The organism is Shinella sp. CPCC 101442 (assembly GCF_024704725.1).
GTDB lineage: Bacteria > Pseudomonadota > Alphaproteobacteria > Rhizobiales > Rhizobiaceae > Shinella.
Genome location: NZ_JALIQS010000001.1, coordinates 142596 through 164682 on the forward strand (window position 1 = coordinate 142596; position 22087 = coordinate 164682).

At 64.1% G+C, this 22087-nt stretch carries 17 protein-coding genes and 1 pseudogene; 14 read left to right on the top strand and 4 right to left on the bottom strand.

Annotated features, from left to right (window positions below; genetic code table 11):
* Window positions 1-4: 4 nt before the first annotated feature.
* The 3 genes from MUO32_RS00710 to MUO32_RS00720 are packed head-to-tail and all read right to left on the bottom strand — an operon-like array spanning window position 5 to window position 4967.
* Window positions 5-1216: a pyridoxal phosphate-dependent aminotransferase gene (locus tag MUO32_RS00710; protein ID WP_257946320.1), complete on the bottom strand. Its 1212-nt coding sequence runs from the start codon at window positions 1214-1216 to the stop codon at window positions 5-7.
* Window positions 1213-2871 (bottom strand): hydantoinase B/oxoprolinase family protein, encoded by a 1659-nt coding sequence (locus MUO32_RS00715; RefSeq protein ID WP_257946321.1) that lies wholly within the window; start codon window positions 2869-2871, stop codon window positions 1213-1215. The genes MUO32_RS00710 and MUO32_RS00715 overlap by 4 nt, the downstream gene beginning before the upstream one ends.
* Before the next feature lie 11 nt (window positions 2872-2882).
* Window positions 2883-4967 carry a hydantoinase/oxoprolinase family protein gene (locus tag MUO32_RS00720; protein WP_257946322.1) on the bottom strand — a complete coding sequence of 695 codons (2085 nt, stop codon included), beginning with the start codon at window positions 4965-4967 and terminating at the stop codon, window positions 2883-2885.
* A gap of 324 nt (window positions 4968-5291) precedes the next feature.
* Between MUO32_RS00720 and MUO32_RS00725 the strand changes: the two genes are divergently transcribed.
* The 14 genes from MUO32_RS00725 (at window position 5292) to dhaL (MUO32_RS00790) (ending at window position 21269) form a co-directional block, all read left to right on the top strand.
* Window positions 5292-6407, top strand: a complete 1116-nt coding sequence (locus tag MUO32_RS00725) for an ABC transporter substrate-binding protein (protein ID WP_257946323.1) — start codon at window positions 5292-5294, stop codon at window positions 6405-6407.
* Window positions 6408-6487: 80 nt separating this feature from the next.
* On the top strand, window positions 6488-7405 hold the full coding sequence (locus MUO32_RS00730) for a branched-chain amino acid ABC transporter permease LivH (RefSeq protein ID WP_257946324.1): 918 nt from the start codon (window positions 6488-6490) through the stop codon (window positions 7403-7405).
* 11 nt (window positions 7406-7416) lie between these two features.
* The gene (gene livM, locus MUO32_RS00735) at window positions 7417-8724 is read left to right on the top strand and encodes a high-affinity branched-chain amino acid ABC transporter permease LivM (RefSeq protein WP_257946325.1); all 1308 of its coding nucleotides are present in this window, start codon (window positions 7417-7419) and stop codon (window positions 8722-8724) included.
* Window positions 8721-9539: an ABC transporter ATP-binding protein gene (locus MUO32_RS00740; RefSeq protein ID WP_257946326.1), complete on the top strand. Its 819-nt coding sequence runs from the start codon at window positions 8721-8723 to the stop codon at window positions 9537-9539. The genes livM and MUO32_RS00740 overlap by 4 nt, the downstream gene beginning before the upstream one ends.
* Complete coding sequence (locus MUO32_RS00745) at window positions 9536-10249, top strand: ABC transporter ATP-binding protein (RefSeq protein ID WP_257946327.1); 714 nt, start codon at window positions 9536-9538, stop codon at window positions 10247-10249. Before MUO32_RS00740 ends, MUO32_RS00745 begins: the two co-directional genes overlap by 4 nt.
* Before the next feature lie 107 nt (window positions 10250-10356).
* Window positions 10357-11940 carry a Na+/H+ antiporter gene (locus tag MUO32_RS00750; RefSeq protein WP_257946328.1) on the top strand — a complete coding sequence of 528 codons (1584 nt, stop codon included), beginning with the start codon at window positions 10357-10359 and terminating at the stop codon, window positions 11938-11940.
* 309 nt (window positions 11941-12249) lie between these two features.
* The gene (locus tag MUO32_RS00755; protein ID WP_257946329.1) at window positions 12250-13728 is read left to right on the top strand and encodes a sugar ABC transporter ATP-binding protein; all 1479 of its coding nucleotides are present in this window, start codon (window positions 12250-12252) and stop codon (window positions 13726-13728) included.
* Window positions 13729-13782: 54 nt separating this feature from the next.
* The gene (locus MUO32_RS00760) at window positions 13783-14787 is read left to right on the top strand and encodes an ABC transporter permease (protein WP_257946330.1); all 1005 of its coding nucleotides are present in this window, start codon (window positions 13783-13785) and stop codon (window positions 14785-14787) included.
* An 84-nt stretch (window positions 14788-14871) separates the two neighbouring features.
* Window positions 14872-15858: a substrate-binding domain-containing protein gene (locus MUO32_RS00765; RefSeq protein ID WP_257946331.1), complete on the top strand. Its 987-nt coding sequence runs from the start codon at window positions 14872-14874 to the stop codon at window positions 15856-15858.
* Window positions 15859-15918: 60 nt separating this feature from the next.
* On the top strand, window positions 15919-16692 hold the full coding sequence (locus tag MUO32_RS00770; RefSeq protein WP_257946332.1) for an SDR family oxidoreductase: 774 nt from the start codon (window positions 15919-15921) through the stop codon (window positions 16690-16692).
* A gap of 11 nt (window positions 16693-16703) precedes the next feature.
* Window positions 16704-17696 carry a dihydroxyacetone kinase subunit DhaK gene (locus MUO32_RS00775; RefSeq protein ID WP_257946333.1) on the top strand — a complete coding sequence of 331 codons (993 nt, stop codon included), beginning with the start codon at window positions 16704-16706 and terminating at the stop codon, window positions 17694-17696.
* 13 nt (window positions 17697-17709) lie between these two features.
* Window positions 17710-18351: a dihydroxyacetone kinase subunit DhaL gene (dhaL, locus tag MUO32_RS00780; RefSeq protein ID WP_257946334.1), complete on the top strand. Its 642-nt coding sequence runs from the start codon at window positions 17710-17712 to the stop codon at window positions 18349-18351.
* Between the two features lie 136 nt (window positions 18352-18487).
* Entirely contained in the window at window positions 18488-20605 is a 2118-nt protein-coding gene (locus tag MUO32_RS00785; RefSeq protein ID WP_257946335.1) for a bifunctional sugar-binding transcriptional regulator/dihydroxyacetone kinase subunit DhaK, read from the top strand.
* 28 nt (window positions 20606-20633) lie between these two features.
* Window positions 20634-21269 carry a dihydroxyacetone kinase subunit DhaL gene (gene dhaL / locus MUO32_RS00790; protein ID WP_257946336.1) on the top strand — a complete coding sequence of 212 codons (636 nt, stop codon included), beginning with the start codon at window positions 20634-20636 and terminating at the stop codon, window positions 21267-21269.
* Here dhaL (MUO32_RS00790) and MUO32_RS00795 read toward each other — a convergent pair.
* Window positions 21266-22045, bottom strand: a pseudogene (locus MUO32_RS00795) (integrase core domain-containing protein). The gene dhaL (MUO32_RS00790) and the pseudogene MUO32_RS00795 overlap by 4 nt on opposite strands.
* Window positions 22046-22087: the final 42 nt, after the last annotated feature.

The following is a 22087-nucleotide window of genomic DNA, read 5'->3' on the forward strand; positions in this document are numbered from 1 at the left end:
CCTCTTAGCGAAGCCGGGCGAGCGCATCGGCGATGCGGTCGATGGCGAGCGTGAGATTGTCGCGGGAGGTGGCGAAGGACAGGCGGATATAGGGCTCGACCCCGAAGGCGGCACCCGGCACGGTCGCGACCTTGCCCTCCGTCAGAAGATAGGAGGCGAGCGCCGTGTCGTTGGCGATGAGGGTGCCGTCCGGCGCGGCCTTGCCGATATAGGGCGCGCATTTCGGGAAGAGATAGAAAGCCCCTTCCGGCGCGCGCACCTCCAGACCCGGAATGGCGGCAAAACCCTTGGCGACGCGCTCGCCGCGCGCCTTGTATTCCTTGACCGATGTCGTCACGAAGTCCTGAGGCCCATCGAGCGCCGCTGCGGCCGCGACCTGCGTGATCGACGACGGGCAGGTCGTGCTCTGCGACTGCATCTTGTTCAGCACCCTGGTGAGGTTCTTGGGCCCGGCCGCATAGCCGAGCCGCCAGCCGGTCATCGCATAGGCCTTGGACACGCCATTGATCAGCAGCGTTCTGTCGCGCAGATCCGGGCAGGCATTGGCAAAGGACGTGAAAGGCACGTCGGCGCAGACGATATGCTCGTAGATCTCGTCCGACATGATGGCGACGCGCGGATGGCGGGCGAGAACCTCGCCCAGCGCTTTCAGTTCGCCGGCAGTGTAGATCGCGCCGGTCGGATTGGACGGCGAATTGAACAGGAACCAGCGGGTCTTCGGCGTGATCGCCGCCTCCAGCCGCTCCGGCGTGATCTTGAAGGCATCCTCGACACCGCAAGGCACGATAACAGGCATGCCGCCGTGCAAGATCACGATATCGGTGTAGGACACCCAGTAGGGTGCCGGCACCACCACTTCGTCGCCCGGCTCCAGCGTGCCGAGAAAGGCGTTGAACAGGATCTGCTTGGCGCCGTTGCCGATCGAGATTTCATCCGCGGCGTAGTCGAGGCCGTTCTCGCGCTTGAACTTCCGGACGATCGCCTCGCGCAGTTCGGGAAGGCCGTCCGGTGCCGTGTAGCGGGTGATGCCGCGCTTCATCGCATCGACGGCCGCCTCGACGATATGGGCGGGCGTGTCGAAATCCGGCTCACCGAGCGACAGGTCAATGACGTGCTCGCCCTTGGCCCGCATGGCCTTGGCGGCCATGGACACGGCCATGGAGGGGGACGACTTGATGGTGGATGCCCGCGCGCTTTCAAACACGATCATGTTCATGGCTTTCCTCCCGACCTGCCATAAAGCACGGCCTGTTCCTCGGTGATATATCCGTGCTTCACGTCGTGGACGACGGCATCCGCGGGCCGCTCCTTCGGCTCGCCATAGCCGCCGCCGCCGGGCAGGGAGAGCACGAGACGCCGCCCCTCCGGCACGAATTGCAGCCCCTTGCCCTTCAGCGCCGTTCCGTCATCGAGCGCCACCCCGCCGGGTGCACCATCGAGGCCGCCGTCGCGGCCGCGGGCCGGATGGTCGAGCCGGTCGAACATCGCGGAGAAGCGGAACGAAAAACCCTCTGCCGCCTCGATCTCGATCATCTGGCCAAGACCGCCCCGCTGGGCGCCGGCCCCGCCGGAACCTTCGCGCAGTTCCTTGCGCCAGACGATAACCGGGCCGACATTCTCCGTCGCCTCGATCGGCATCGTGTGAACGCCGCTCGGAAAAGCAGTGGCATTGAGGCCATCCAGCGAAGCGCGCGCGCCGGAACCGCCGGAGTTGAACATCAGGATTTCCGCGCCCTTGCCGCCGATCTGGTCGGAGATGGGGCGTACGCTCATGTGCAGGTTCCAGAGCGCGCTCGCACCTTCCGCCGGCACCTGGCCGGGCAGCGCCTGATGCAGCGCGCCGAGCACGAGATCCGGCACGAAATGGCCGAGCACGTGGCGCACGGCGACCGGCGCCGGCCGCTTGGCATTGAGGATGCAGCCCTCCGGGGCCGAGATGTCGAACGGCGCGAGCGAGGCGGCATTGTTGGGGATGTCGGGCGCCACGACGCATTTGATACCGTAGCAGGCATAGGCCTTGGCATAGACCAGCGGCACATTGATGCCGAACTTGCTCATGCCCGACGTGCCGTCGAAATCGACCAGCACGCCGTCGGGGCCGATGGTGAGTTTTGCGGCGAGATGCACCGGCTCGTCGTAGCCATCGAGATCGAGGCTGTAGGACCAGCTGCCGTGCGGCAGGTTCCTCAAGCGCTCCAGCGTCGCCTCGCGGCTGTGCTTGAGGATGAAGCCGCCGATCATCGAGAGATCTTCGAGGTTGAACTCCGTCAGCATGTCGATGAGGCGGCGATGGCCGGTCTCGTTGCAGGCGGCAAGCGCATGGAAGTCGCCGACCACCTTGTCGTTCTCGCGCACATTGTTGCGCACGATGTGGATGAGCGTGCGGTTCAGTTCACCACGCTCGAAGAACTTCATGATCGGGATGAAAAGGCCTTCTTCGTACACTTCACGTGCATCCGGCCCGAAGCCGCGCCCGCCGACATCCACGACATGAGCGGTGGAGGCGAAGTATCCGACCAACTTGCCGTGATGGAAGGATGGCGTGACGACGGTAATGTCGTGCAGGTGGCCGGTGCCCTTCCACGGGTCGTTGGTGATGTAGACATCTCCTTCGAAGATGTTTTCCGGGCCGATGTCGCGAATGATGTGCGCGACGGATTCGGCCATGGCGTTGACATGGCCGGGCGTGCCGGTCACGGCCTGCGCCAGCATGCGGCCTTCGAGGTCGAAGACGCCGGCCGAGAGGTCACCCGCCTCGCGCACGGAGGTGGAGAAGGCGGTGCGGATCAGCGTCTGCGCTTGCTCTTCCACGACGGAGATCAGGCGGTTCCACATGACTTGCATATGGATATCGATCATCGACTGGTTCATGATTCTATCCCTTACAGCCGGGTAACGAGCAGGCAGCCATCGTTCTGGACGATGGCCTTGAAGGACGCGGTGAGCATGGTGGAGGTCTCGCGCTCCACGACGATGGCGGGGCCCTTCACGACATCGCCGGGCTTCAGGTTGTCGCGTTCATGGATGCCAGCATCGAGGAAGGTGCCTTGCGCGGCTTCGAAGAGACGCCGGGTCCTGGCCGGCACAACGACGGCGCCTTCATCGACGGTGGCGACGCGGGCGACCGGCGGCAGCGGCGAGCTTGCCCTCACCGACCAGCTGACGATCTCGATATCGAGGCCCTCGATGGCGCGACCGAAGAAGCGCGCATATTCGCTCTCGAACAGGGCCGCGATCTTTTCGGCGCTGACGGCATCGAATTTTTCCGTTTCGAGCGGCACCGGGATATCCCAGCCCTGCCCGGCATAGCGCATGAAGAGCGTGCGCTCGACGACGGGCGCACCGCTGTCGAGCCCGCCTTCGACGAAGCCGAGCGCTTCGGCCTGCATGGCCGCGACCAGCCTGTTCGCCGCGGCAAAATCGAAATGCGAGAGGTTGAAGACAGCGCTGCGCACGGATTCGTAGCCGAACGGCGCGCGCAGAAAACCGATAGCGGAGCCGACGCCGGCGCCTGACGGCACGAGGAAGGTGGAAATGCCCATCTTCTCGCAGAGGCGGGCGGCATGCAGCGGGCCGGCGCCGCCGAAGGTGATCATGGTGAAATCGGCGATGTTCTTACCGTTCTCGACCGTGTGGACGCGGCCGGCATTGGCCATGTTCTCGTCCACCATCTCGCAGGTGCCGTAGGCGGCCGCGTCTGGATCAAGACCGATGACGGAACCGATATCGTCGACCATGGCCTGGCGGCTGGCCGCCACGGAAAGCGGGATTGCGCCACCGGCAAAATTGTCGGGATCGAGTTTGCCGAGGATAAGGTCGGCGTCGGTCACCGTCGGATTCTTGCCGCCGCGCTGGTAGCAGGCCGGCCCCGGCTCGGAGGCCGCGGAATGCGGGCCGACGCGGATCTGGCGCATGCCATCGACGGAGGCAATCGAGCCGCCGCCCGCGCCGATCTCCACCATTTCCACCACCGGGATGGAAATCGGCATGCCGGACCCCTTGCGGAAGCGATAGGTGCGCGCGACTTCGAAGGTCTTTGCCGTCTTCGGCACCTGGTTCTCGATCAGGCAGATCTTTGCCGTCGTGCCGCCCATGTCGAAGGACAGCACCGTATCCAAACCATGGCGGCGGGCGATGTCGGCCGCGAAGATCGCACCGCCGGCAGGCCCGGACTCGACCAGCCGAACCGGGAACTCCGAAGCGCTCTCGACCGAGACGATGCCGCCGCCGGAATGGATCATGAAGACCGGGCAGCCGACACCGATCTCCTTCAGCGAAACGACGAGACGGTCGAGATAGGATTTGATCGCCGGCTTCACATAGGCATTGGCGCAGACCGTGTTGAACCGCTCGAATTCGCGCATCTGCGGCGACACTTCCGAGGAAATCGAGACGGAGACATGCGGCAGGCGCTTCAGGATCGCCTCGCGCACCGCGCCTTCATGCGCCCCATTGGCATAGGCATGGATGAAGCCGATGGCGACGCTCTCGTAGCCGCCGGCTGCAATCGCGTCGACGACGGCGGAAACCGAGGCGTCATCGAGCGCCAGCAGCACCTGACCGGCCGCATTCATACGCTCGCGCACCACGAAACGGTCGGCGCGGGCAATCAATGCCGGCGGCAGGACGATGTTGAGATCATACTGCTCGAAACGGTTTTCCGTGCGCATTTCCAGCACATCGCGAAAACCTTCGGTCGTAACGAAAGCCGTCCTGGCGCCGCGCCGCTCGATCAAGGCGTTGGTGGCGAGCGTCGTGCCGTGGATCAGAAGGTCGATCTCGGAAAGGGCGACGCCAGCCGTCACTGCGACGGCGGCGACACCCTTGAGGATCGCCCGCTCCGGCGCGGTGTAGTCGGTCAGCACCTTGGTCGAATGGATAACACCATCGAGATCAAGGGCGATATCCGTAAAGGTGCCGCCGATATCGACCCCCACCCGGCAGTTGCGCGACACGTTGCTTGGCATTTCGTTCCCCAAATAGACGCACCCTCGGCGCTCAATCCTAGTCCGACGCAAACGCCGGGCGAAGCTCTGACGCACCAGTTTCCACGGCTGGCGCATCGATGCAAGATTTCCGCTTGACGGATTTTGGATATATCACTTATCATACATGTGTCAACTGAAATCGAGGCCTGTTTACGACGGGACAAGCGTCGCGAACAGGACGGGATGCCGGCCGTCTTCCCATCCGCAAACAAGCAGAAGACGGGCCGCAAGAAGAAGATCGAACGCCGGAAAACGCGCGTCACCTTCAGGAAGATCAACGGCTTAACCAGAGGGAAGCCTTTCATGTCCTATGTTTCGAAATTCCTCACCGCCACTGCCATCGCGTCCGCGCTGCTGCTGGCGCCGGCCTTCTCCGCCGATACGGTCAAGATCGGCGTCGCCGGCCCCTACACGGGCGCAAACGCCACTTTCGGCGAGCAGGTCTTCAACGGTGTGTCGGCCTATGTGAACGGCGTGAACGCCGCGGGCGGCATCAACGGCAAGCAGATCGAACTGGTAAAGGGCGACGACGCCTGCGAGCCGAAGCAAGCCGTGGCCGTCGCCAACCGCTTCGTCGACCAGGACAAGGTGCAGGCCGTGATCGGCCACTTCTGCTCCTCGAGCACCATCCCGGCTTCTGAAATCTACAACGACGCCGGCATTCTCGAAATGACGCCGTCCTCGACCAATCCTGCCGTCACCGACCGTGGCTTCGACAACCTCTTCCGCGGCTGCGGCCGCGACGACCAGCAGGCCGTCGTTGCCGCCGGCTTCATCCTCGACACGCTGAAGCGGGACAAGATCGCCCTCATCCACGACAAGGACACCTATGGCCAGGGCCTGGTGGACGCCGTGAAGAAGACGATCGAGGCGCGCGGCATCCAGCCCGTCCTCTACGAAGGCCTGACGCGCGGCGAACGCGACTTCAACGCGCTCGTCACCAAGATCAAGAGCACCGGCGCCAACGCGGTCTACTTCGGCGGCCTCATCCCCGAAGGCGGCCCGCTGGTACGCCAGCTGAAGGAACAGGGCGTCGATGTCGTCTTCGTCACGGGTGACGCCTTCGCGCAGGCAGAAGTCGTCGCCGCGGCCGGCGGCGCCGCCAACCTGAAGGACGTCTATTATTCGGCAACGCCCGATCCGCTGGCCGACCCGTCGACCAAGGATGTTCAGGACGCGCTGACGAAGGCGGGCGTCACCCCGGCCAACTACGTGCTCTACGGCTACGCCAATGCGCAGGCCGTCGTCGCGGCGCTGAAGGCCGGCGAAGACCTCGATGCCCAAGCCGCATGGCTGCGCGGCAACACGGTCGATTCGGCCATCGGCAAAATCACCTGGGACGAGAAAGGCGACATCAAGGACTTCAAGTTCGTCTTCTACAACTTCGATGACAAGGGAACCCCCGCCCTCGTGAACTGAGGCAGGTCTGCTCGAACCAGCCGGACCTTTGCGTCCGACTGGCTTCACCATGCCCGCAAAATATAAGAGAGGGGAGCGCCATGGACGTCTATATCCTGGTCCAGCAACTGTTCAACGGCATCACGCTCGGCACGATCTATGGCCTCATCGCCGTCGGCTACACCATGGTCTATGGTGTCATACGCATGATCAACTTCGCCCATGGCGACGTCTACATGGTCTCGGCCTATATCGCCGCCATCACCTTGGCCGTTCTCACCTTCTTCGGCATCCAGTCCGTACCGTTCGCGCTGATTTCCGTGCTGGTGATCACCTGCGCCATCACTGCCGTCTATGGCTGGGCCATCGAGCGCGTCGCCTACCGGCCGCTGCGCGGCTCCACCAAGCTTGCTCCCCTCATCTCTGCCATCGGCATTTCGCTGATGCTGCAGAGCTATGTGCAGATCGCCCAGGGTGCACGCGATCAGGGCGTGCCGACGCTGATCAGCGGCGCCTTCCGCTTCGGCGACGGCGTGCATTTCGCACAGATCACCTATATGCAGACGGTCATCCTCTTCGCCTCGCTGATCGCCATGGGCATCCTCACCTATGTGATCAACTACACGCGCATCGGCCGCGAATGCCGGGCGACGCAGCAGAACATCCGCATGTCCGCCGTGCTCGGCGTCAACACGGACCGCATCATCTCGACCGTCTTCGTCATCGGCGCCGCGACGGCAGCCGTCGGCGGTGTGCTCGTCACCTTCAATTACGGCTCGTTCAACTTCTTCATCGGCTTCGTCATGGGCATCAAGGCCTTCACGGCGGCGGTGCTCGGCGGCATCGGCTCGCTGCCCGGCGCCGTGCTCGGCGGGATTCTGCTGGGTCTGACCGAAGCGCTGTTCGCCGGCTATGTCAGTACGGACTACAAGGACGTCTTCGCCTTCGCGCTGCTCATCACCCTCCTGTTCTTCCGCCCCTATGGTCTGCTCGGCCGGCCGGAAATCCAGAAAGTGTGAGGAGAACGACCATGGAAACGAACCGCCTCCCGGCGCTGCTCAAGCAGGCTCTCCTCACCTTCACCGTTTCGCTGATCCTCTTTGGTCCGATTTCCGGCCTCGTGCTGGAGGGCTTTTCATTCCGCAACGAACTGACGCGCGCCGTAGTGCTCGCCGCCTTCGTAACCCTCGGCCGCGTCGCACTTTCGCTGATCGGCATGACGGCCTTCGGGCGGAAACTCGCCGGCGGGGCCGCACCGAGTGGCGGCGGCGTGACGGTCATGACGGGTGAGGAAAAATCGTCCACCGCCCTTCTCGCCCTCCTCTTCCTCGCCGGCATCGCGCTGCCCTTCTTCGCCGACAAGTATTTTCTCGGCATCGCTATCCTCGCGCTCATCTATTGCCTGCTCGGCCTCGGCCTCAACATCGTCGTCGGCCTTGCCGGCCTGCTCGATCTCGGCTTCGTCGCCTTCTATGCCGTGGGCGCCTATCTGCTGGCGCTCGGTTATCAGTATCTCGGACTTGGTTTCTGGAGCGCACTTGTCATCGCGCCGTTCTTGGCGGGCCTCTTCGGCATGATCCTCGCCTTCCCGGTCCTGAAGATGCACGGCGACTACCTCGCCATCGTCACGCTCGGCTTCGGCGAAATCATCCGTCTCGTCCTCAACAACTGGCTGGAATTCACCGGCGGCCCGAACGGTGCTCCGGTTCCCGCGCCCACCCTGTTCGGGCTCGAATTCACCCGCACGGCCAAGCAGGGCGGCGTGCCTCTGCACGACTATTTTGGCATCGCCTACAGCGCCGACTACAAATTCTGGTTCATCTACCTCGTGCTTTTCCTCGTCGTCTGCCTCGTCATCTACGCCGTGGAGCGCCTGCGCGTCATGCCGCTCGGCCGCATGTGGGAAGCACTGCGCGAGGACGAGATCGCCTGCCGCTCGCTCGGCGTGAACCACGTCTTCACGAAACTCACGGCCTTCATGCTCGGCGCATCGACGGGCGGACTTGCCGGCGTGTTCTTCGCCGTGCACCAGGGTTTCGTGAATCCCACCTCCTTCACCTTCTTCGAATCTGCGCTCATCCTCGCCATCGTCGTGCTCGGCGGCCTCGGCTCGACCGTCGGCGTCATCGCCGCAGCCCTTGTGCTCACCATCCTGCCGGAACTGCTGCGCGACTTCGCCGAATATCGTGTGCTGATCTTCGGCGTGCTGATGGTGGTCATGATGATCTGGAAACCGCGCGGCCTCGTGCGCATCAAGCGCCCGGCCTTCTTCCCGAGCACCACGGCCGAGAAAACCGGCAGCCTTCCATTTGCGGCCAAAGCGGAGGCAACCCGATGACGACACCCCTCCTCGACGTGCGCAACGTTACCATGCGCTTCGGTGGCATCGTCGCAAACCGCGCCGTCAGCTTCTCCGTCGAGCGCGGCGCGGTGACCGCGCTGATCGGCCCGAACGGAGCCGGCAAGACGACCATGTTCAACTGCATCACCGGTTTCTACCGCGCCAGCGAAGGCCAGATCCTGCTTAACGGCCGCGACGGACCGCAGGACATCGGCGCGCTGATGACGAGGCCCATCACAGGTGGCTCGCATCTCGTCACCCGCGCCGGCATCGCCCGCACCTTCCAGAACATTCGCCTGTTCAAGGAAATGTCGGTCGTGGAAAACCTGCTGGTCGCCCAGCATCGCGTCACCGCCAACAACATCGTCAGCGGCGTCCTGCGGACGCCGGCCTTCCGCCGGGCGGAGCGCGAGGCCGTCGACAGGGCGTATCATTGGCTGCGGCAGATGAACCTGGCAGAGGACGCCAACCGGCTCGCCGGCGAGTTGCCCTACGGCCGCCAGCGACGCCTCGAAATCGCACGCGCCATGTGCACGGACCCGAAACTTATATGCCTCGACGAACCGGCCGCCGGCCTCAACCCGTCCGAGACGCGCGAGCTATCCGAAGTCATCCAGCGGCTGTGTCACGAACACGGCCAGACGGTCCTCGTCATCGAGCACGACATGGGCCTCGTCATGCGCATATCGCAGCACGTCGTCGTGCTCGACCATGGCGAGGTGATTTCCGACGGAACGCCCGAGCATGTGGCAAACGACCCGGCTGTCGTCGCCGCCTATCTCGGGGTCAGCGAAGAAGAGGTCAACGCATGACGAGATTGCTCGAATTTTCCGGCGTGCACGCCCATTACGGACCCGTCGAGGCGCTGAAGGATGTAAACGTCCACATTTCCAAGGGCGAGATCGTCAGCCTGATCGGCGCCAACGGCGCCGGCAAGACGTCGCTCCTCTCCGCGATCTTCGGTGCGCCACGCGCCACGGCAGGCAAAATCCTGCACAGGGGCGAGGATATCTCGCGCCTTCCAACCAACCGGATTTCCCGTCGCGGCATCGCGCTGGTGCCGGAGGGCCGGCAGATCTATCCGGACATGAGCGTCGAGGAGAACATGATGATGGGTACGACGCCCATCGGCATGGCGCATTTCGAGGAGGACCGCGCGACGATGTTCGAGCTCTTCCCGCGTCTTCGCGAGCGCCGCAACCAGACCGCGGGCACCATGTCCGGCGGCGAGCAGCAGATGCTGGCGATCGCCCGTGCCATGATGGCCCGCCCCGAACTCATGCTCTTCGACGAGCCTTCGCTCGGTCTCGCGCCGCTTGTCGTCAAGCGTGTCTTCGAGGTCTTGGGCGAGATCGCCGCGATGGGAAAAACCATTTTCCTCGTCGAGCAGAACGCCAACCATGCGCTGAAACTCTCGCAACGCGCCTATGTCATAGTCAACGGCCGCATCCATCTGTCCGGCGAAAGCGCCGCGCTGCTCGACAACGAAGATGTCCGAAAGGCCTATCTCGGCCTGCATTGAAGAAGCGATTTCCGTGCTTTCCGGTCAGTTGACGGCCCGATGCAATTGCGTTTGCGCAAAACGTTCTTGTAATAAAGCTTTGCGGCATGGACCGCTGCGGAGAGAGCATGGATCCGACCCATCTGTTCGAGCTCGTGATCGGCATGTTCGTGGCGATCATCGCGCTCCACTATGCCGCGCACCGGCTCGGCCTGCCGCCGTCCGTCGCGCTGCTGGCCGGTGGGGCCATGCTGGCCTTCGTGCCGGGCCTGCCGACCATCGAGGTCGACCCGGAACTCGTGCTCGTCATCTTCCTGCCGCCGCTGCTGCTGGATGGCGCATGGACCATCGCCGTCGGACGCCTGCGCCGGCACCTGATCGGCATCTTCTCGCTCGCTGTCGGCGCCGTGTTCTTCACCGCCGTTGTCGTCGCCGTCGTCACCCATTTCCTGTTTCCCTCACTGCCCTGGGCGGCCTGCGCGGCGCTCGGCGCCATCGTCTCGCCACCGGATGCCGTCTCCGCCCGCGCGATCCTGCAGCGCGTAAAACTGCCCCGGCGCCTGCAGATCCTGCTTGAGGGAGAAAGCCTGCTCAATGATGCGAGCGGCCTGGTGCTCTTCCGCTTCGCGATCGCTGCCGGCGTCACCGGCGCCTTCAGCGCATCCGAGGCGGTGGGCAGCTTCTTCGTCCTGGCCGTCGGCGGTGCGCTGGTCGGCACGGCCATCGGCACGGCCTGGGTACTGGTGGTGCGCCGTCTGGGCGACGAGTACCTGATGATCGCCGCCACCGCCCTGTTGTCCTGGACCTCCTACCTGCTCGGCGAGTACCTGCATGTCTCCGGCGTCATCGCCACCGTCACGACGGGCCTCATTGCCAGCTGGCACCAGCACACCGTGCTTTCGGCCGCGACGCGCATGCGCGGCACGTCCTTCTGGACGGTCGTCGTCTTCCTGATGGAGGCGGCTGTCTTCATCCTGATCGGCCTTTCGCTGCGGGGCGTCGTGGAACGCGTCGGCGGCTTCGACGTCGTCGCCGCCACCTGGGGCCTGCCGATCCTCGTCATCCTCGTCGCGCTGACGCTGGCGCGCTTTGCCTGGATATTCATGTCGGACCTCGCAATTGTCGTGGGCAACACGCTTGGCCTCAAGCGCTACACGCCGGTGGGTGCCCGTGGCGCGACGGTGCTGAGCTGGGCCGGCATTCGCGGCGTGGTGACGCTGGCGCTGGCGCTCAGCGTGCCCGAGAGCTTTCCGGGCCGCGACTTCATCCTCGTCACGTCCTTCGCCGTCATTCTCGGCACCGTTCTCATCCAAGGCACGACCCTCGGAAAGATCATCGAATGGGCCGGCCTCAGCGAATCCATTTCCGAAAAACCACGCCTTTCGATGAGCCAGGCGGAAATGACCATGGCGCAGGCGCAGTTCGCGACGGTGCAGAAGCGGGCCTATGACGGCGACGGCGCGCTCATCCATCCGCAACTTCTCGAGAAATACCAGCGCCGGGCCGTGGCCATCGTCGATTATGCCGAGCGCACCGAGCACTACACGCCGCTGCTGCACGCGCATTTCGACCTCGTCCTTGAAATCGTCGCCGCCGGCCGCCACGAGCTCATCCGCCTCCACCGCGCCGGCGATATCGACGACGAGACCCTGCACGAACTGGAGCGCGATCTCGATCTCGAGGAACTGAGCGCCATCTCCGCCAAGGGCTGACGGCGGCCATCACACCAGAGTCCCCAATGGAAACGGCGCGGCGCGGTCGCGCCGTTTTCGCTTGCGTTCCTGCGGTCGAACGCCACCAGGGTCGTTTCCTCCACACATTTTCACGAACCGACTGGCCGAGTTTCGGAGCGAAAAATCCAATGCCGCCAAAGGCATGGTGACCGATGACATTCGCCCACCTTACAAAAGACAAGCGATCATCATCGTTTGTCATTTTCCAATGTTGACATTTGTCGACACATAAACGTATTTTGTAAAAATGCGATGGGAGAGCATCGCCCGAAATGCCGGGAGGAATGCATGCAGCCACTTCTGAAAGTGGAAGGACTGAAAAAGTCCTTTGGCGGCGTTGCCGCGCTTCGCGACGGCCGCTTCGAGCTGGAAGCCGGCTCGGTGCACGCGCTGTGCGGCGGCAACGGCGCAGGCAAATCGACCTTCCTGTCCATCCTCATGGGTATCCACAAGCGCGATGGCGGCACGATCCTGCATCGTGGCAATCCGGTCGAATTCGCCAACCCCGCAGAGGCACTGCGCTCCGGCATCGCCATCATCGAGCAGGAGCTGAGCCCGGTTCCGCACATGACGGTGGCGGAAAACATCTATCTCGGCCGCGAGCCATCGGCCCGCTTCGGCGGCATCGATTTCAAGACGATGAACCGCAATGCGCAGTCGCTGCTCGACCGCCTCGAATTCAGCATTTCCGCCACGCAATACATGATGAACCTCTCGGTCGCGCAGATGCAGCTGGTCGAGATCGCCAAGGCGCTGAGCCACGAGGCTGACGTCATCTTCATGGACGAGCCGACGTCCGCGATCGGCGAGAAGGAGGCGCAGCACCTCTTTTCGGCCATCCAGCGCCTGAAGGCCGAGGGCAAGGGCATCGTCTATGTCTCGCACCGCCTCTCGGAGATCTTTCAGATCGCCGACAGCTACACGGTGTTCCGCGACGGCGGCTTCGTGGGGGCAGGCAAGCTCGCCGATATCGACCGGCCGGGCCTCATCCGCATGATCGTCGGCCGCGATCTCGGCGAAGAATACATCAAGACCAACACGCCGACCGAGATCGCCGGCCTCGAAGTCTCGGGCCTGTCTGCACCCGGCAAGATCGACGACATCTCGTTCACGGCCCGCAAGGGCGAGATCTTCGGCATCTATGGCCTGATGGGCTCGGGCCGCACGGAAATCTTCAACTGCCTCTTCGGCATGGACCGGCCCTCGGCAGGCGACATCCGCCTCGACGGCCAGGCCGTCACGATCCGCCAGCCGTCCGACGCCATGGCCGAAGGTATCGCCTTCGTCACCGAGGATCGCAAGGTCACGGGCCTCAACCTGACGGACAGCGTGCGCAACAATATCTGCCTCGCCAGCCTGCCGGAAATGAGCCCGGCCTTCGTGATGCGCAAGAGCGAGGAGCAGGCCGCCAGCGCCGATATGATCGCCCGCTTCGCCATCAAGGCCGCGCGCGACACGATGCCGGTCTCCGGCCTTTCGGGCGGCAATCAGCAGAAGGTCGTGCTCGGCAAGTGGTTCCAGCGCCAACCGCGCGTGCTGCTGCTCGACGAGCCGACCCGCGGCGTCGATGTTGGCGCCAAGCGCGAGATCTACCGCATCATCTGCGACTTCGCCGCCGCCGGCGGTACGGTCGTGATGATCTCCTCCGAAATCGACGAAATCCTGGGAATGTCCGACCGCATCCTCGTGATGCGGCAGGGACGGTCCGCCGGTATCCATGACCGGCGGCAGACGGATGCCCAGTCCCTCGTGCATCTGTCGACCTGACGGAAACGAGACCCCGAGCGACGCATCGACCCAAGCATGGCAAGAGGTGACACCGTGTCCAGTGCAGAAAACAACACCGCCAGCAGCTGGCTGAATTCCGACCGCCGCAGGCTGATCCTGCAGGAATACGGCATCTTCTTCGCCTTTCTGCTGCTCGTCGGCGTCCTCGCGCTGTCGAACGAGTTCTTCCTGACGCCGGGCAATATTTCCAACGTCCTGCTGCAGACGTCCATCAACGGCGTTCTCGCCATCGGCATGACCTTCGTCATTCTGACGCGCGGCATCGACCTGTCGGTCGGCTCGGTCGTGGCGCTGGCCGGCATGGTGAGCGCGAGCTTCGTCACGAGTTCGGCGACCGCCGGCATTGCCGGCGCGCCCTATCCGATGGTCGTGGCGCTCGCCGTCGGCATCCTCGTCGGCGTCGCTTGCGGCGCGCTGGTCGGCTTCATCGTCTCGCGCTTCTCGGTGCCGGCCTTCGTTGCGACGCTCGGCATGCTGTCGGCCGCCCGCGGCGCCACGCTGATCTATGGCGGCGGCAAGCCGGTGCCGGGCCTCAGCCCCGAGTTCCGCTGGATCGGCACGGGCAACATTCTCGGCATTCCGATGCCGGTCATCCTGCTCGCGCTGGTCTTCGGCGTCTCCTGGTGGGTGCTCACCCGCACGCGCTTCGGCCGCTACATCTATGCCGTTGGCGGCAACCCGCATGCGGCCAAGACCTCGGGCCTCAACGTCACCCGCATCCGCTTCATGGTCTATGTCATCTCGGGCGCTCTATCGGGCCTTGCCGGCATGATCCTGTCGGCCCGCACGGGTTCGGCCCTGCCGCAGGCCGGCATCGCCTACGAACTGGACGCCATCGCGGCGGTCGTCATCGGCGGCACCAGCCTTTCGGGCGGCGTCGGCCGGGTGACGGGAACGCTGATCGGCGCGCTCATCATCGGCGTCATGAACAACGGCCTCGATCTCATGGGCATCCAGTCCTACTACCAGCAGGTCCTCAAGGGTGCCCTCATCGTCGGTGCCGTCATGCTCGACCAGAAGCGAAATCAGGGCCTCTAGCCCGCAGAAACCGGGCGTCTTCCCACGCCCGTGGACGAACGGCACGCCGGAGGGCGGCCGAAATTCTCAAAGGAGGAGAATGACATGAAGAAACTGATGATCGCGCTTGCCTCTGCGACGGTGCTGCTCGCCTCGTCCGCCATGGCCCAGGAGAAGCTGAAGATCGGCGCGGCACCCTACGGCCTCAACGCGGAATTCATGCAGATCTGGTCCGCAGCGCTCGAGGAACACCCGGCCGTCAAGAGCGGCGAAGTCGAGCTGACCGTCTTCGACGGACGCTACGACGCGCTGGTCCAGCAAGAACAGTTCAACACGATGATCACCCAGAAGTTCAATGCGATCATCTTCGTGCCGATCGACATCGAAGCCGGCGCGACCGCCGTGCAGGCCGCCAGCGACGCCGGCATTCCGGTCGTCGGTTCCAACACCCGCGTCAATTCCGACCTGCTCGCCTCCTATGTCGGCTCCGACGACACGATCTCCGGCTACATGGAAGCCAAAGCCGTGCTCGACAAGATCGGCTGCAAGGGCAATGTCGTGATCATCGAAGGCCCGATCGGCCAGTCCGCACAGATCTCGCGCCTTGAAGGCAACCAGAAGGCGCTTGCCGAGTGCCCTGATGTCAAGGTTCTCGAACAGCAGACCGCCAACTGGTCGCGCGCCGAAGCCCAGACGCTGATGGAAAACTGGCTGACCTCGCATCCCGGCCAGATCAACGGCGTCATCGGCCAGAACGACGAAATGGCGCTCGGCGCCGTCGAAGCGATCAAGTCCGCCGGCCTGAAGACCGAGGATTTCGCGATCGCCGGCATCGACGGCATCACGGACGCGCTGACGGCCGTCAAGGAAGGCACGATCACCTCGATCCTGCAGGATGCCCGCGCCCAGGCGCAGGGTGCGCTCGATCTCGCGATCTTCCACGCCAGGAAGGGTGACTACAAGCCGCAGTCCGACATCTGGGCGCAGTATCCGGACATGCCGTTCAACGACGGCAAGGACAAGGAGTACAATGTTCCGTGGACGCCGGTCACGGCCGACAACGTCGACAAGCTCCTGGGCATGCGCAAGTAACGACCATTCGCGGGGCGGTCGATGCCGCCCCGCTCTCCCAACCCTTCGAAGGCTGAACCGATGACCGACACACCTCCCAAGATCGATCTCAACTTCCCGCTCGACGGCAAGGTCGCGCTCGTCACCGGCGGCGCCTCCGGCATCGGCGCGGCCGTCGCCGCCGCCTTTGCCGCCAAGGGCGCCAAGGTCGCCGTGCTCGACATCAATGTCGAGGTCGCGAAGGCGAAGGCCGAGGAGCTCGGCGGTTCGGCAAAGCCCTTCGTCTGCGACGTCTCCAATCCGGCCTCCGTCGAAAAAGCCGTAGCCGATGTGGTCGAAGCCTTCGGCGGCATCGATATCGCGGTCAACAGCGCCGGCATCGTGGCCCTTGCGCCAGCCGAAGACCTGACGCTTGCCCAGTGGGACAGGACGATCGACATCAACCTCAAGGGTAGTTTCCTGATCACCCAGGCCGTCGGCCGCCGCATGATCGCGGCCGGCAAGGGTGGCAAGATCGTCAACCTCGCCTCGCAGGCCGGTACGGTCGCCATCGAGGATCACGTCGCCTATTGCGCCTCGAAATTCGGTGTCATCGGCATGTCCAAGACCTTTGCCGCCGAATGGGGCAAACACGGCATCACCGTCAACACGATCTCCCCCACCATCGTTCTGACCGAACTGGGCAAGCAGGCCTGGGCCGGTGAGAAAGGCGAAGCCGCCAAAAAGCGCATCCCCAACGGCCGTTTCGCCTTCCCGGAAGAGATCGCTGCCGCCGCCGTGTTCCTGGCCTCGCCGGGCGCCGACATGATCAACGGCGCCGATCTCCTGATCGACGGCGGCTACACCATTCTGTGAGAGGACTTATCATGCAGCGTTTCATCAACGATCCGGATCTGGTGGTCGAAGACACCGTCAAGGGCTTCGTCAAGGCCCATTCGGACATCGTGCGCCTTGCGGAGAACCCGCGCGTCGTCGTCGCCAGGGATGCGCCATTCGCCGGCAAGGTCGGTGTGGTGACGGGCGGCGGCTCCGGCCATGAGCCGGCCTTCATTGGCTATACCGGCAAGAACATGCTGGATGCGGTCGCCGTCGGCGAACTGTTCTCCTCGCCCACCGCCAAGAGCTTCTACGATGCCATCCGCGAGGCCAATGGCGGCAAGGGCGTCGTCGTGCTCTACGGCAACTATGCCGGCGACAACATGAACGTGAAGATGGCGACGAAGCTCGCCGCCAAGGACGGCATCGAGATCGCGACCGTCGTCGCCAATGACGACGTCTGCTCCGCCCCACCGCAGGAGCGCGAAAAGCGCCGCGGCGTCGCTGGCGAGATATTCATGTGGAAGATGGGCGGCGCAAAGGCCGCGACCGGCGCCAGCCTCGAAGAGGTTCGCGCCACCGCGCAGAAGGCCATCGACAATTGCCGCTCGATCGGCGTCGGCCTCGGCCCCTGCACGCTGCCGGCCGTCGGGCATCCGAACTTCCAGATCGAGCCCGGCACGATGGAGGTCGGAATCGGCCATCACGGCGAACCGGGCGTGCGCGTCGAAAAGCTGAAGACGGCCGAAGAGGTCGCCAAGGACATGGTGAAGATCGTGCTCGACGATCACAACCTGCCCGAGGGCACCGAGGTCGCGGTCCTCGTCTCCGGCCTGGGCGCGACGCCGCTCAACGAACTCTACATCCTCAACGACACGATCGAGAGCGAGATTTCGGCCCGTGGCCTGAAAATCCGCAAGACCTGGATCGGCAACTATTTCACCTCGCTGGAAATGGTCGGCGCGACGCTGACCGTCATGGCGCTCGACGACGAACTGAAGACGCTGCTCGAGGTCGAGACGCGTTGCACGATGATCCTGTAACGGAGGAAGACACATGCAGACCTTCGACAATGCCTCCTCAGGTGCCATCGTGCTGTCGATGGCCGAACGGATCGTCGAGAACCGCGCCTATCTCAGCGAGATCGACGGCAAGATCGGCGACGGCGACCACGGCGTGAACATGGCCAAGGGTTTCGCCATGGCCGCCGAGCGCCTGAAGGGCAAGGACGCTTCGCTTTCTGAATCCCTCGACACGCTCGGCACCGTACTGATGACGGAAATCGGCGGTTCGATGGGCCCGCTCTACGGCGTCATGTTCACGGAATTCGCCGAGACCCTCCAGGGTATCGAAAAGATCGACGCGGCCACCTACAGCAGGATGCTGCATGCCGGCCTGGCGGGCATCCAGTCGATCGGTTCGGCGAAGGTCGGGGACAAGACGCTGATCGACGCTCTCGCGCCCGCCGTCGAGGCCTTCGACACGACGACGGCGGCTAATAAGTCGTTCGGCGAAGCACTTGAAGCGCTTGTCGCCGCCGCGGAAGCCGGCCGCGACTCGACAATCAACCTCGTTGCCAAGATCGGCCGTGCGAGCCGCCTCGGCGAACGTTCGCTCGGTGTGCTGGATGCGGGCGCCACCTCCTGCGCCATCATTCTCAAGGAACTGTCCGGCGGCGCGCGCGAACGCCTCGCCTGAGACAGACGAAAAGTTCCTCCCAGGATGCGCGGCCTGTCCTTCGTGACGGGTCGCGCACCGCTTTTTTGCCGTGGCATGTTGCAAACCGGCGGCGTTGCTTTCATCTTCGCCGCCTGATGGGGGACCGGCGAAACCGATGGTATTGAAGACTTCCGCACCGCGCAAGGGCGGCCCCGGCCGGGGCACCGGGCCTGAGGGCATCGACACGATCCCGCTACGCTATGGCGATGACCCCTATGTCTGGGCCTGCTGGCTCTATTACGAAGACGGCATGACGCAGGGCGAGATCGCCTCGGCGATGGGCGTCTCGCGCGCCACCGTCAACAGCTACCTCGCCGATGCCCGCGAAAAGGGCATCGTCAACATCTCCATCGAGCCCGCCCGCCTCGCCTCTCTCACCATCGCGCAGGAACTGAAGCGCCATTTCGGCCTCGCCGACTGCCTCGTCGTGCCAAACGGCGACGATTCACGTCCACTGATCGGCCGGCTGGGCGCTGCCGGCGCGCAGGCGCTTTCCAAGATGATCAAGTCCGGCGACACGCTCGCCGTCGCCTGGGGCCGCACGATCCTTTCGGTCGGCGAACATCTCGAAATGGGCTCCCTGCAGGACGTCACCGTCGTACAGGCGACCGGTGGCACCACCGCGAGCTTCGCCTACACGCCGGAACTGACCACCGCCGCCGTTGCGCGTGCCATCTCCGCGCGCTGCGTCAACATCACCGCACCCGCCGTCGTCGCCTCCGCGCAGATGCACGACATGCTGCTGGCCGAGCCGCTGATCCGCGAGCAGTTCGATACGCTCGCGCGTGCCAACCGCATCGTCTTCGGCATCTCGTCGCTGCGCCCCAATTCGACGATCCACACCAGCGGCTTCTTCGAATCCGTACCCCTGCAGCACTATCTCGCCAAGGGCGCCGCCGGCGTGCTCGCCGGCCGCTTCATCGACGAACGTGGCCGTCCCGTCGCCGGTCCACTCGACGACCGCACCATCGGCATCTCGCTCGAAATGCTGCGCGGCATCGGCACGCGCGTCGCCGTGGCCGGCGGCTTCGACAAGGTACCGGCCCTCCTCGCCGCCCTGCGCGGCGGCTATGTCAATGTGCTTGTAACGGATGCGGCAACAGGCGCCGGCATTCTCCGCGCCGATGGCGTCACCAGTCTCGACGGCAAGCTTTCGCAACGCCAGAAAAGCACGCCGGTCGCCAACAGCTATCGCAGCCATGTCAAGAAATTCCTCAACAATCCCAATGATGTAGTCGAAGAGATGCTGGACGGCCTGATCGCCGCGCACAGGCCTTACCTCCAGCCGATCGGCACCTCCCACCGCGCCCTCGTCGCCCGCAACGGCCCGCGCCCCGGCAAGGTCGGCCTCGTCATCGGCGGCGGCACGGGACATGAACCCTGCTTCGTCGGGTATGTCGGCAAGGGGCTTGCCGATGCGGTGGCGCTCGGCAACATTTTCTCCTCCCCCCCGCCCGACCCGATCGTGAAATGCGCCGTGGCGGCCTCCGGTGGTGCGGGCGTACTGTTCGTCTACGGCAACTATGCCGGCGACGTAATGAATTTCGAGATGGCCGCAGAGCTTGCCGAGGAACGGGGCATCCCGATCCGCACGGTTCTGACCACCGATGACATCGCCTCCTCGCCCGTCGAGGACAAGGAGGGACGACGCGGCGTTGCCGGAAATTTCTTCGTCTTCAAGGTGGCGGGTGCTGCCTGCGATCTCGGCATGACGCTTGGCGAATGCGAGGCCGTCACCCGCAAGGCGAACGACCGTACCTATACGGTCGGGGTCGCGCTCGAATCCTGCTCCATGCCGCAGACACGGCGGCACAACTTCGAAATCGGCCCCGATGACATGGAACTCGGCATGGGCATCCATGGCGAGCCCGGCGTATCGCGCGAGCGCGTGCGCACCGCCGACGAGATTGTCGATGCGATCATGGACAACATCTTCAAGGAGATGAAGGCCGAGCCCGGCGACAAGGTGGCGGTTCTCGTCAACTCCTTCGGCGCCACGCCGTTGATGGAGCTCTACATCCTCTACCGCCGGGTAGAGCAGCGGCTCGCCGCCAAGAACATCCAAATCGAGGCGAACTGGGTGGGGCACTACTGCACTTCGCTCGACATGGTCGGCGCCTCCATCTCGATCCTGCATCTCGACCGTCAGCTGACCGGGCTTTTGCACCATCCGTGCCGGACGGCGATCCTGACCATCCATGCGCCTGAAGCGGACGAAGCGGCAAAGGGCTGAGGCCGCTTGTGCCCTAGGGGAGGAAGACATGTCGGAAACTGCCGCACGGGTGCTTGCCCGGATGTTCGAACGGATGTCCAGGGTGATCGAAACGGAAAAGGACCGCCTTTCCGAACTCGACGGCGCCATCGGCGACGGCGACCATGGCATCACCATGTCGATCGGCTTCAAGGCGGTGACGGCGGCACTGGCCGCGCTTGATCTTGAAAGTGCAAGCCCTTCCGACGTGATGTCGACGGCGGCAAGCGGCTTCCTCGACGCCGTCGGCGCCTCCACCGGCCCGCTCTATGCAACAGGCTTTCGCCGCGCCGGGCAGGCGCTTGCGGGCTGCGACCAGCTCGATCTTGCGGCCTGCCGAGACATGCTCAGCGCGATTTCCGAGGGCATCCGCGACCGCGGCAAGGCGCAGCGCGGCGACAAGACGATGCTCGACGTCTGGCTGCCCGCCGCGGAGGCTGCCGCGACAGCCGTTGCCGCTCACCGCCAGAAACCCGAATTCTGGAAGGCCGTGGAAGCCGCCGCAGAGAACGGCGCTGCCGCCACCGCCACCATGGTTGCCACCAAGGGCCGCGCCGCCCGCCTGCGCGAACGCTCGCTCGGCCATACCGACCCGGGCGCCGCCTCCGCCGCCATGCTGATCAAGGCGATGGCTGCGACGCTCTAGGTGTTTGGTCCTGATATTTGGCGGGTTGGAGCGAGCCTGAATCTTTCGGGTTCTTTTGTCCAGACGCTCAAGATGTAATCATACGGCGTGAGGCCTGTCAGGTCTTGAGCCGCCTGCGAAATTGTTGTCGAGACGAAATCGCCTATGTGTCTGCGGAGGTGATCGTAGCTGTCGGAGTGATATTGTTTGACGGTTGCCTCCTTGATCGTCCGATTCATCCGCTCGACCTGGCCGTTTGTCCATGGATGCCTGGGTTTGGTCAGCCGATGCTCGATGCCATGTCGTCAGCATGCCCGATCGAACGGATGCCCCCAGAACCGGGCGGCTGGCCCGTTGCAGTTCTTCGGGATGTCCGCGAACTGAATTCCGCTGTCGGTTAACATCGTGCGGATCTCGAAGGGTACAGCAGCAACCGGCGCATCCAGGAAGTGTGACGCCGTTCGGGTGGCTGCTCGCTCGGCCAGGTCGACGTGAAAATAGCCGGTTGCATAGGCCTTGAACTTCTTTCTCGGCGGTTTATCACCATCGACCTCCGGCAATCTCGAAATCCCATGGCGTTGCAGACATCGATGCAATGACGAGCGCGTCAGATGCGGGATTGTCGGCTGGAGGGCTTAGAGGCAATCATCCAGCACCAGCAACATGTGCTGCCGGAACGCAACGATGACCGCCTCCTCTTCTGCACTGACAACAGTTGAACGCGGCTCCTGCGAGCGCGGTCGTGACGTGTTTGGCCCATAGTGCTTCCTTCCATTCCATGGAAAAGATTGCACCATCAAATACAGGGACTAAACACTGAAGATCGTCCCCACTCGGCA